The organism is Pseudostreptobacillus hongkongensis (assembly GCF_001559795.1).
GTDB classification, from domain to species: Bacteria; Fusobacteriota; Fusobacteriia; order Fusobacteriales; family Leptotrichiaceae; genus Pseudostreptobacillus; species Pseudostreptobacillus hongkongensis.
This window is the reverse complement of sequence record NZ_LOHY01000024.1, coordinates 1-248: the sequence shown is the minus strand read 5'-3', so window position 1 is coordinate 248 and position 248 is coordinate 1. Positions and strand designations below refer to the sequence as shown.

The following is a 248-nucleotide window of genomic DNA, read 5'->3' as shown; positions in this document are numbered from 1 at the left end:
CTATAAAATAATTCTGTTATACTTTCATCATCAACATTAAATTTTGAGGAATATAATTCGTTCCATATAAAATCTTTCTTTGCTCTGTTACATTTCTTACATGAAAGCACTAAATTATTTATTTCCCCTGCTTTTATAGAGTTTCCATTAAATGATGATTCGCATACAAAATGATCAATTTCAAATAATTCAGAACTGACTACATCTGTTGTGATACCACAATAGGAACATTTATTACTGTATATATC

1 protein-coding gene is annotated in these 248 nt (G+C 26.6%); it reads right to left on the bottom strand.

Annotated elements, in window-relative coordinates; genetic code table 11:
- Nucleotides 1-248, bottom strand: a 248-nt coding sequence (locus AYC59_RS01025; protein WP_169792203.1) for an HNH endonuclease, incomplete at both ends; no start/stop codon positions are given.